9 protein-coding genes are annotated in these 12,113 nt (G+C 37.7%); all 9 read left to right on the forward strand.

Annotated features, from left to right (window positions below):
- Nucleotides 1–273: 273 nt before the first annotated feature.
- The 9 genes from NBX03_RS00575 (at nt 274) to NBX03_RS00615 (ending at nt 11,726) form a co-directional block, all read left to right on the forward strand.
- Nucleotides 274–1,326, forward strand: a complete 1,053-nt coding sequence (locus tag NBX03_RS00575; RefSeq protein WP_250228837.1) for a stalk domain-containing protein — start codon at nt 274–276, stop codon at nt 1,324–1,326.
- Nucleotides 1,327–1,796: 470 nt separating this feature from the next.
- On the forward strand, nt 1,797–2,339 hold the full coding sequence (locus NBX03_RS00580) for a double zinc ribbon domain-containing protein (RefSeq protein WP_250228838.1): 543 nt from the start codon (nt 1,797–1,799) through the stop codon (nt 2,337–2,339).
- Between the two features lie 11 nt (nt 2,340–2,350).
- Entirely contained in the window at nt 2,351–2,827 is a 477-nt protein-coding gene (locus tag NBX03_RS00585; RefSeq protein WP_250228839.1) for a hypothetical protein, read from the forward strand.
- A gap of 552 nt (nt 2,828–3,379) precedes the next feature.
- On the forward strand, nt 3,380–3,874 hold the full coding sequence (locus NBX03_RS00590) for a UvrB/UvrC motif-containing protein (RefSeq protein WP_250228840.1): 495 nt from the start codon (nt 3,380–3,382) through the stop codon (nt 3,872–3,874).
- Nucleotides 3,874–4,908 (forward strand): protein arginine kinase, encoded by a 1,035-nt coding sequence (locus NBX03_RS00595; protein ID WP_250228841.1) that lies wholly within the window; start codon nt 3,874–3,876, stop codon nt 4,906–4,908. Before NBX03_RS00590 ends, NBX03_RS00595 begins: the two co-directional genes overlap by 1 nt.
- A gap of 671 nt (nt 4,909–5,579) precedes the next feature.
- A complete protein-coding gene (locus tag NBX03_RS00600; protein WP_250228842.1) occupies nt 5,580–8,018 on the forward strand; it encodes an ATP-dependent Clp protease ATP-binding subunit in 2,439 nt (812 codons plus the stop codon).
- A gap of 187 nt (nt 8,019–8,205) precedes the next feature.
- Nucleotides 8,206–8,508, forward strand: coding sequence for a Dabb family protein (locus NBX03_RS00605; protein ID WP_250228843.1), 303 nt, complete (start codon nt 8,206–8,208; stop codon nt 8,506–8,508).
- Between the two features lie 452 nt (nt 8,509–8,960).
- Nucleotides 8,961–10,175, forward strand: a complete 1,215-nt coding sequence (locus tag NBX03_RS00610; protein ID WP_250228844.1) for a GNAT family N-acetyltransferase — start codon at nt 8,961–8,963, stop codon at nt 10,173–10,175.
- Between the two features lie 102 nt (nt 10,176–10,277).
- Complete coding sequence (locus NBX03_RS00615; protein ID WP_250228845.1) at nt 10,278–11,726, forward strand: MATE family efflux transporter; 1,449 nt, start codon at nt 10,278–10,280, stop codon at nt 11,724–11,726.
- Nucleotides 11,727–12,113 lie beyond the last annotated feature (387 nt).

A 12,113-nucleotide genomic window follows, 5' to 3' on the forward strand; every position in this document is an offset into this window, starting at 1 on the left:
TTTGTTGCTGGTTCATTTTAAATTTACTATAAAGATAAATTTTATTGTCATATAAAAAAACTTTGTTAAAAGATTTGCAGACAATATTTTGTTTCGTAAATTTTAAAATTTATAATTTATCTCAAGGAAGAAATTACCCCGCGCAATTCCTCTGTAATTTGAAAAATCATAGGAGTTACTTGAATTTTCCTCACAGAAAAAATTTATTATTGGGTACATTAATAAGGTAACGGAACTTGTTACAAAGCTTTAAAAAATCACGGAGGGATATAGATGAAAAATAAAATCATAGGTGCCGTTGTAGGAGCATTCATTCTTGCAGCGCCCCTTAGCGCATATGCTGCGTCAATTCCTGATGCAGATAACAATACCACCGTTACAGATACGGCGGAAAATACTACAAATCAGGAAAACGCTGTAAATCAGGAAACCTCTACCGACAGGACGGATTTAACAGACAATCAGGACGGACTGCAGCCTGTGACCCCGGAAGAGCCGCAATCCAGATATGTGGAAAATAGAGGTACTATAAGAGAAATTACCGATGAAGAAGGCAATAGGCAGGTAGTTCTTTCGAAATCAGACACTGAAGCCGAAGAATTGATCTTATTTAATATTTCCGATGAAACCCTTGTTTATGATATAAGCACTCAGGAAGTCACTGAGTTTTCCAAGCTGAATAAGGATTCGGAAATAATCGTATTTTCAAGATCGGATGCTCCGGTGGGAACAAGTCTTCCCCCATTAATGAGCTCTTACGCTATTTTTGCAGTAGGTCCGGAAGAGACAGCTAAATCCGTAGCAGTTGATTTCTTTGATGAAAAAGGATTAAGCGCGGGAAATACTTTAAAGCTTAACGTATCTCAAGCTACAAAGATATTTGACCTTGAAGGCAATACCCTTACAGCAGAAGATATAAAGAATAAAAACCTTATCGTTTTTTATGATGCTACAACCAAGAGCCTTCCTCCCCAGACATCACCTTCAAAAATAATTGTTTTGAACGACGATAAAGTAGAAACACCGGAGGAAAACAATATATCTGAAATAATTTCAGCTCTTGATGAAAATGACATTAAAGAAATAGACGGTGTAAAGTATATTGCCCTTGCAAACGTTGCAAGAAAAGCAGGCTTTGATGTAGAGTGGAAAGATGAAAGCAAAACAGTTTCTATTTTAAAGGATAAAATGACTGTTTATACCATAACCATAGGCAATAAAGAATATGGTTATTACAAGGCTTTAAGAAACCTTGAAAATGCTCCGAGGATCATAGAATCAAGAACATTTATAGAATCCTCTTTCTTTGAAAGCTTTAATAAATAATGAATAGCAGGGGAGTGTTGCAAATAGATTTTGCACGCTCCCTCTTTTCGTTTATAGTAAATTTCAAATGAAACAGGAATAAAAATCGTATATTTTATGCTTAGTGAACCTGGAAACACTTACAGGGAAACTGTTAAAGTGTTTTCAGGCGAACGCCCCTTATAGCCAACAAAGATATATTAATCTTTGTTGGCTATGAATGGCTTAAACATAGCAATTCTATATATTTAAGCCGTTTATGAAAATAGGTTTTCTTACTACCTTAAAACGGGTTTACTTTAAATTGTATTCCCTGAGGATAAATGTCTATGATTTTAAAGATAATTTTTGTATACATTCGAAAAGGGCTGCAGAGTCCTTTTCTTGTAATATTTTGTCCTTTAAAAATAAACTTTTAGGCATTTCTTTTCGTATATAAATATAGTAATATAAGGATATATTTATTCGCATCGAAATCGGGAGGGCTTAGAATGGAAGATATAAAATCTACTTTTTTTAATTTAAAAAATACCATTACCAAAAACTCCGGCGATTTTGTCAAAAATACCAAGCTGAATCTTGACCTTGCCAACGAAGAGGAAAAGCTTAAGCTTATCTATATAGAAATAGGCAAAAAGGTTCATGAAATATATGCTTACGGCGGTTCTCTGGGAGAATATTTCGACGAGAAATACCGCCAGGTGGTGGAAAGCCAAAGCAATATCAATAGCATAAAAGAAAAAATAGAGGTTTTAAAAGGCGTTAAAACATGCACTGGCTGCGGGCGGCAAATAGATAAAAAACATATCTACTGCCCTCATTGCGGCGCCTCTATGGCAGGGGCGGAAACCTATAAGCCGGAGGCTCCACAGGACATAAATAAAATAAATGAGCCTGAAATCATTCCCCCTGAAATCATTGCCCCTGAAAAACCTCAGGAAGCCAAAGAAGAATATAAAGTATGCGCCTCCTGCGGCGAAAAAAATCCCCCACAGGGAAGATTTTGCTTAGGGTGCGGAAGAATATTGAATTAGCAGGTGATTAAATGGATTTCATTAATGATATAAAGTCCGGTATTTCCAAGCTTTCACAAAACACTAAAAAATCATTTGATATTACGAAAATAGAATATAAACTTAAAAGTTATTCCTATGAAGCCGAGGAGACGTATAAGGCCATCGGTAAAATTGTTTACGAAGGCAGGGACAATAATATAGATGCAAATTTAATTGAAAGCCTTTTTAAGGATTTAGACAGCATCAACAACAGAATAAAAAGCCTTGAACGAAACAAGAATATTATTAAGCATGATCGGCCAAGGACTGAAAAATCCATTATAGAGCAGGGCGGAAGCGCCAATTACGCGAAGCTTAATAAAAAAAGTGATGACCTTACCATAAAGCGCACAGAAGAGGGAATCAAGATTTTAAGGTTCTGCCCAAAATGCCATACAGAGAATTCCTCCAGTGCCAAGGAATGTACAAATTGCAAATACGTATTTAAAACTTCTGATGAAAATTAGATAAAAAGGCTTGTAAAACAAGCCAAATTTTTTAAAACACATTAGCACTCATTGAGCTTGATGGCTAACAAAAATGTGGTATAATGGGAGTATACACTCCTTGGAGTGTATACTCCCGAATATAATCCGCGAAGCGGATTGTATGAGTATAAAATTACGAATACAATTTACTTTGTAAATTGTATGAGGGGAACCAAGAAAATAAGAAGGAGTGTATATTCCCGAATACAACCCGCGAAGCGGATTGTATGAGTATAAAATTACGAATACAATTTACTTTGTAAATTGTGTGAGGGGAACCAAGAAAATAAGAAGGAGTGTATACTCCCGAATATAATCCGCGAAGCGGATTGTATGAGTATAAAATTACGAATATAATTACCAATATGTTTTGCAAAGCAAAGTGTGTTTCTAAAAGCCAGCCAATAATGATAAAATCATTACTTTACGGATTAAACGTATGACCGACCTATAAATTGAATATCCTAAACCATATCAATAAATATTATTTGATAAATTTTTTAAAGAACCTTTGTAAAGGAGGGTTTTACTATGATGTGTGAAAAATGCGGAGAGAATGAGGCAACGGTATTAATAGAGCAGAACATAAACGGCAAGCATACGAAATACCATTTATGCCCCAACTGCGCTGCAGGGGTTAAGATGGACGATGTTTTCGGAGACTTAAGCAATCTTTTCAGCAATTTATTTTTCATAGGGGAAGAAAAAAAGAATGAGCCTAAGCTTAAATGCCCTTCCTGCGGAATTGCCTATGAGTCTTTCAAAAAGACGGGAAGGCTTGGCTGTGAAAATTGCTATAAGGCGTTTCATAAGGAGCTGAAAGGCGTTTTTGAAAGCATACAGTCAGGAACCCACCACAAAGGAAAGCTTCCTAAAAGATCAAAAAGCAAAATACTGAATATCAGGGCCATTGAAGAATATAAAGCAGAGCTTAAAAGGGCCATTGAATCAGAAGAATATGAAAAAGCCGCCCATTTACGGGATTTGATTAAGGAGCTTGAAAGCACTAAAAAGGAGGGAGCGTAATGGTTCACAAAACAAGGTGGTATGAAGATAGCGCTTCAGACATTTCCCCTATTATATCCAGCAGAGTAAGGCTTGCAAGAAATTTATCCAAATATCCTTTTTCGGCTAAAATAAATGACGAACAATCAGAAAAGCTTATTAAAGACGTGATTTCCTCCATAAAAAACGATTATATGTCCATAGGAAGCCAATTTGAATACGTAGATATTAAAAATGCCGACGGTACAGATAAAAGGGCCCTAATAGAAAAGCATTCCATAAGCCCGGAGCTTTTGAAATATTCAAGGCCCAGAGGCGTTCTCATTAAAGACGACGAATCTGTCGAAATTATGATTAATGAAGAAGACCATATAAGAATACAATCTGTATACTCCGGCAAGAATATAGATGCCGCATGGGATACGGCAGATAAGATCGACGATTTAATGGAAGAAACTCTTGAATATGCCTTTGACAGCGACTTCGGCTATCTTACAAGCTGCCCTACAAATACGGGAACAGGCTTAAGAGCGTCTTATATGGTGCATATTCCCATGCTTGAAAAAACAGGAAACATTCAAAGCCTTGCCGCCGCTCTTTCAAAGCTTGGTATGACCATCAGGGGCATTTACGGAGAAGGAAGCGAATCCTACGGCAGCATTTATCAGGTATCCAATCAGATGACCCTTGGTAAATCCGAAGAGGAAATCATTCAGGGGCTTAAAACCATCGGTGAGCAGATAGAAGATAATGAATCAAAGGTGTTTAAAAACATTTATTCCGAAAATCCCATTTACGTGGAAGACAATATATACAGAGCCTATGGGCTTTTGAAAAACGCAAGGAAAATGACTGTGAAGGAAGCCATGAACCTTCTTTCCGCAGTAAGAACAGGCTATATCTTCGGTATATTAAAAGAGCCTAAGCCGAAAGCGCCTATATATAATATTATGATGAATATTGAACCGGGAAATATTCAGAAAAGAACAGGGGAATCTGATTCTGATAAAAGAGATATTGCAAGAGCGTCTTATCTTAGGGAAATATTCAATTAAAAGAAACAAATTAATAACGATAAAACCGTATATTTTATACTTAGTGAATCTGAAAACACTTACAGTGAAGCTAGGTGAACGTTCCTTTATAGGAATAAGGATATCTTCATCTTTGTTGACTTGAATGGCGTAAATATAGTATTTTTATATATCTAAACCATTTATAAAAATAGATTATTATTACTGCCTTTATCTTTTTTGCCCTAAAGGTAACGCAGGCTTATGTCAAATGAATTTTACTAATTTAATAAGATTTTTAGACTTGCAAAAGCTTTTCATAAAATATTACTAATTTAGATCATTTGACTGTAAGAGCCTGTTTCATATATACGAAGCCCCGGCATATGACCGCAAGGTATTTGCCGGGCTTCAAAGAATTTTATATGGAGCTGTAAAAATATTTAACATAGAAATTAATTTATGGTTAATAAAGCGAAAAATTTCTTTATTAACCATAAGAAATATTCACTTTAAAACGCTATAGTTAATCAAGGTTATTGAACTTATAACAAATTTAAAATGAAACAGAAACAAAACTGCAGGTCACTTGAATTCATATAAAATAAGAGAAAAGACAAATTGAAAATGCTGCTATTTTATTTGAATCCAAATTTATATAGAAATTGAAAGCACTTTGGTAAAATGCGGCATGCCGCAAAGGAGGTTTTATTATGCAGGGAAAATTTACGCAAAAAGCCCGAGAGGTTATAGAATACGCTCAGCAGGCAGCGGCGGAGCTGGGCCACGGATATGTGGGAACGGAGCATCTTCTTCTGGCCCTTAGGCATATTGATGAAAGCGTAGCTTCAAAGGCCCTTGAAGGCCAGGGAGTTACAAAGGATGCAATTGTGTCCCGTATCGGCCAGATGGTAGGGATAAGTGATTCTCTGGGGGTTCCTCAGGATTTTACCCCGAGAACCAAAAGGGTTATCGAGCTTAGCCTTCAGGAAGCCATTAAAATGGGCACAGGCTATATCGGAACAGAGCATTTGCTTCTTGCCCTTTTAAGGGAAAAAGACAGTGTAGCCGTAAAAATATTGGAAAGCCTTAATGTAAATGTACAGAAACTTTCCGAGGAAATATTATCTATGCTTGGAGAATCAGAAAATACTTCTGACGGAATGCCCATCGGAGGGCAGGTAAAGAAGGGAAAAACAAATACCCCGACTTTGGACCAATACAGCAGGGATTTTACTCAGCTTGCATCTGAAAATAAATTTGACCCTATTGTGGGAAGAGATAAAGAAATCGAAAGAGTCGTTCAGATATTATCCAGAAGAACGAAGAATAATCCTGTTTTGGTAGGGGATCCGGGTGTAGGAAAAACGGCCATTATCGAAGGCCTTGCCCAGAAGATAACAGAGGGGAATATTCCCCAGATTCTGAAAGGGAAAAGAGTAGTCTCCTTAGACCTTTCCGCGATGGTTGCGGGAAGCAAGTACAGGGGAGAGTTTGAGGAAAGAATAAAGAAAGTGCTTGCAGAGGTAAAGCAGTCTGGAAATATCGTCTTATTCATAGACGAGCTTCATACCATCGTGGGCGCAGGCGCAGCGGAAGGAGCCATAGATGCTTCCAATATACTGAAGCCTTCTCTTGCAAGAGGAGAAATTCAGGTTGTGGGTGCAACCACTTTAGATGAATACAGAAAACATATCGAAAAGGACGCGGCCCTTGAAAGAAGGTTCCAGCCTGTAACCGTAAACGAGCCTACCCAGGAAGAAGCGATTGAAATGCTCCGGGGCCTTCGGGATAAATATGAGGCTCACCACAGCGTTAAAATCGTTGACGAGGCTATTACGGCTGCGGTAAAGCTCTCCAGCAGGTATATTTCAGACAGATTCCTTCCCGATAAGGCTATAGACCTTATTGACGAGGCTTCTTCAAAGGTTAAGCTCCGTTCTTACACAACCCCTCCGAAAATAAAGGAGCTTGAAGAAAAGCTTGTAGAGCTTGAAAAAGAAAAAGAATCCGCTATTAAAACAGAAGAATACGAAAAGGCCGGAAAGCTTAAAAAGAAACAGGAAGAAATTAAGGAAAGACTGGAAAAAGAAAATAAAAAATGGGAAAACAAAAACGATTCTGCAAAGCTTGTAGTAACAGATGAAGATATTGCCCAGGTAGTGGGAAGCTGGACGGGAATCCCTGTTCAAAGGCTCCAGCAGGAGGAAAGCGAAAGGCTTTTGAATATGGAGGAAATACTCCATAGAAGGGTTATCGGCCAAGATGAGGCCGTAAAAGCCATATCAAAGGCTGTAAGGCGCGGCAGGGTAGGCCTTAAAGACCCTAAAAGGCCTGTAGGCTCCTTCCTTTTCTTAGGTCCTACAGGAGTAGGTAAAACAGAGCTTTCAAAGGCCCTTGCAGAGGTCCTTTTCGGCGATGAAAACGCCATTATAAGAATCGACATGAGCGAATATATGGAAAAGCACAGCGTTTCAAAGCTCATAGGTTCCCCGCCGGGGTATGTAGGCTTTGAAGACGGCGGCCAGCTAAGCGAAAAAATAAGGAGAAAGCCTTATTCCGTAATCCTTTTTGATGAAATCGAAAAGGCCCATCCTGACGTATTTAATATTCTCTTACAGGTTCTCGACGACGGCCATATTACCGACGCCCACGGAAGAAGAGTCGATTTTAAAAACACTGTTATTATTATGACTTCAAACGCCGGCGCAAGAAACATCATGGCTTCTAAAAGGCTTGGCTTTGTTTCATCAGACGACAGCAAGAGAAATTATGAAGATATGAAAAAAACAGTTATGGACGAAATAAAGAAGGTATTCCGTCCCGAATTCTTAAACAGAATAGACGACATCATCGTGTTTAAATCCTTAGACGAAAAAGACATTGAAGAGATTGCCATTCTTATGATGAATGAGGTTAAAAAGAGAATTAAGTCTCAGATGAATATTGATATAAGCATAAGCGATACTGCCCTTAAGGAAATTTCAAAGGAAGGCTTCGACCCTGTATACGGCGCAAGACCTTTAAGAAGAGTAATTCAGGCAAATATCGAAGATATGCTTGCGGAAAAAATACTGGAAGCCAATATCAAAGAAGGAGACACGGTTGAAATCGGCTACGACGATAAGACGTATACGGTTTCAAAAGCATAAACTAAAAGCAGGCCATAGGCCTGCTTTTTTATGAAGTTCACAAGAATATAATGATATCATAGCGAAAAATTGAATGTTATTTTAAAGGCGTTTGGTCTTTTATAGAGCCCTTGGGCTATAGACAAGAGGCCCCTTAGATGCTTATAATAATATATAAAATAAAAATAAAGCATCAGGGGGAATTTAAATGGTTCGGCATATTGTTATCTGGAATTATCAGGAGGGATTTTCCCCGGAGGAGAAAGCATTAAAGGGAAAAGAAGTAAAAGAAAAATTAGAGGCTTTAAAAGAAATTATAAGTGGGGTAATAGCGCTTAACGTTCACATTGACCCTCTTTCTTCAAGCACAAAAGATGTTATATTAAACAGCCTTTTTGAAAGCGAAGAAGCGCTTTCGGCTTATCAGGTACATCCTGCCCATAAAGAAGTAAGCGCATTTGTAGGCACAGTCATGAAAGACAGAGTCTGCATGGACTATTACGAATCATAAAGGTATAAAGTAAATTAACTTGAAAATACACAAGCTAATTTAATGAAAACATATGAAATATTTCTTTAACTATAGGAGGACGCAAACTTAAAAAAGATTCATAAGCTTATGCTTATATCTTTTTTCGAGTTCGCATGGTATAAAATAAAGGATATTTTAAAGTTAAAGAAATATAAAGCGGCGTATATAAGCTTATATACGCTGTTTATTTAGCTTAATAGTTTGGTAATTGTAAGGGACACTCACTTAAAAAAGATTTACAAGCTTACGCTTGTATCACTTTTAAGTTTACTTAGCACAAACAACCGTATAAAACCCGTATAAAACCTGCTTTAAGAGCCTCTTATAAGCAAAATATGCCTTTGCAATTTATTTGCTTATAGTGTATTATTTATATAATCCATATTATTTTTCAAATATTTCTTTATAGGAATAAAGAGGTGCTTAAAGCAATGGAAGAAAATAAAATTCGCCAAAGACTTGAGCTTAAACCAGTGGGGCTCGAATATTTGGACCAGTATAACGAGCTTTTAAGATACGTTTTTCAGGTCACAAATCAGGAGCTTCAGGAAAGCGGCTACGAGGACGGCGAAATCGTAAGGGCTAAAGTGCCCTTGCTTGAAAGGTCGGATGTTTTCGGATGGTTTGACGGGGATAAGCTGGTTTCCCAAATTGCCATATATCCCTTTGAGGTCAATATTCACGGAAAGATATTTAAAATGGGCGGTATTACAGGGGTTGGAACTTATCCTGAATATGCAAACCTTGGCCTGATGAACGACCTTATAAGAATGTCTCTTAGAAAAATGAGAGAAAATAAACAGTGGATTTCCTATCTCTACCCTTATTCCATACCCTATTACAGGCGCAAGGGCTGGGAAATTATGAGTGATTTTATAAGCTTTTCCATGAAGGATACCCAGCTTCCCAAGCATGTAGAGGTGCCGGGCTTTGTAGAGCGCCACCCTATAGACCATATAGATGTTATTGAAACCTATAACAGATTTGCCAGAAGAAATCACGGGGCCATGCTTCGAGATGAAATAGCGTGGGCAGAATACTGGAGATGGGAAAACGAGGAAGAGCGCACGGCAGGGGTATATTATAATGGTAAAAACGAACCAACAGGCTATGTTATGTATTGGATAGCAGATGACGTTTTCCATATTAAAGAAATGATTTATTTGAATCAGGAAGCAAGAAACGGCCTTTGGAATTTTATATCGGCCCATTTTTCCATGGTAGACAATATACAGGGCAATATATTTAAAAATGAGCCTATTGCTTTTTTGCTTGACGACGGGCAGATAAGTGAAACCATAGAGCCTTATTTCATGGCAAGAATCGTCGATGTGGAAGCTTTTTTAAAGGAATATCCCTTCCTAAAGGGAGGAAAGCCTTTTCATTTTAAGGTAACGGACCCCCTCGCTCCGTGGAATGAAAATATATTCGGCATGGAGTGGAAAGACAATAAACCTATTGTTACAAATAATGCTGTGGGAAATCCTGCAGAGCTTACCATACAGACCCTTACAAGTCTTTTAATGAGCTATAGAAGCCCCGTTTATTTTTACGATATTGAAAGGCTTAAAACAGATCCTGATACCCTTCGTATCTTAGAAGAAATCATACCAGATCAAAAACCCTACTTTTCTGATTATTTTTAAATGGGTTTTCTCTAAAACCCATTTAAAATCAACTGCCCAGTATGAAATAATCTATTCGCTTTTTCAAAAGGCTCTCGCAATTTATTCTAAGGAGAACACATAATGACTTGTGAAAATGTAGGGCCGATTAACGGCCAGCTGGACAATCTTACGCCTACGGAACGGCGTATGGCTACGGAGAATATCCGTTCTTTAGTATTTAACTATTCCCTTCCTACAGTTATTGGAATGATGGTAAATGCCCTTTATAATATCGTGGGCAGGTTTTGGATAGGTCAGATAGAAGGAGAGGTAGGCGCTCTTGCTTATACAGGGGTAGGCCTTATGATCCCTATCAGTAACGTTATCCTTGCCTTCGCCCAGCTTGTGGGCATTGGTGCCGCTTCCAATATATCTATTAAACTGGGGCAAAATGACAAAAAAGGCGCAGAGGAAATACTGAATAACGCCTTTGTCCTTTCCATAGTGCTGTCCCTATTAATTTCAATTTTCGGCTACATATATGCGCCCCAGATACTTATGCTTTCAGGAGCAAGCGAAAGAACACTGCCTTATGCCCTTTCCTATGGAAGAATCATCATAGGCGGCTGTATATTTCAGGTAGTTTCCTTTTCTATGAACCATTGTATCAGGGCCACAGGAAATCCCAAGCGCTTTGCCTCCACCCAGCTTTTAGGCGGCGTAATTAATATTATTTTAGTGCCGATTTTTATCTTCAGCCTTGGTTTCGGCCCAGACGGAGCTGCCATAGCTACGGTAATTTCCCAGTTTATATCGGCTGTATGGGTATTTTCTTATTATTTTGGAAAGAAGGCCCCTCTTAAGTTTTATAGAAAATTTATGAAAATAAATCCTAAAACGGTGATGATTATATTTTCTATCGGCCTTTCACCCTTTTTAATGCAGGTAAGCAATTCTGTGGTTAATACAATACTGAATAACAGCCTTAAATTTTACGGTGAAATGCAGTTCGGAGACGGTGACCTTGCCGTAGGGGCCATGACCCTTATTAATACGATGTCCATATTCTTTATTACACCGATTATCGGTATCAATCAGGGGGTTCAGCCTATCGTAGGCTTTAACTACGGAAGAAAGGACTATAGAAGGGCTAAATCCGCCTTTCTTTGGAGCGTAGTTTATTCTACCGCCCTTTGCGTTTTCGGCTGGACGATGATACAGCTTTTACCGGAGCAGCTCGCTTTGATATTTAATAAAAATGAGGCCATAAATATGATAGCTTCAAGGGGAATGCGGTTTTTCCTCCTTTGCCTTCCTGTAATCGGCTTCCAGTCCTGCTCGGCTAATTTTTTCCAGGCTATAGGCAGGGCCCAGCTTTCCATTTTGCTTAATGCCTCAAGGCAGCTTATGATATTGACCCCGTTGGCCCTTATTCTGCCAAGGTTTTTAGGCATAGACGGCATATGGTATTCAGGGGCCATAGCGGACTTTACAGCATTTTTAATTTCAGCGGTTATTATTATGCGGGAGCTTAAAATCATAAACAGAAAAATAGAAATAGAAGATAATTTAATTGGGCTTGAAAAATAATATAAAAGCAAGCCGGTTTATTATGAATAAGAAATTTACTTCTGAATTACTTAGGAAAGTCTTAAACGCTTCATATAACATTTTAATATATAAATAAAAAATACCGGAAGAAACGTTCTCCGGTATTTTTGTAATATATTATAAATAAGATTTTAAAGGTCGATCATTTTAATTAAACTTTACTAATTTGAAATATAATGAAACTTAAGCAAAAAATGCAATTATAAACATCATAATCCTACAAAATTCTGACAAACGATTATTTCTTAGGCATAAAAAATTAAGCTTTATAAATGTTGAATTAATGGTAAATTATTCCAAAAATTTACCATTAATTCAACATTTATAAATATATTAAAAACAGAAAAGGACCTGATGAACGCCCCT

Origin of the sequence: Anaeropeptidivorans aminofermentans (assembly GCF_940670685.1) — a bacterium.
In the GTDB taxonomy this organism is placed as follows: domain Bacteria; phylum Bacillota; class Clostridia; order Lachnospirales; family UBA5962; genus Anaeropeptidivorans; species Anaeropeptidivorans aminofermentans.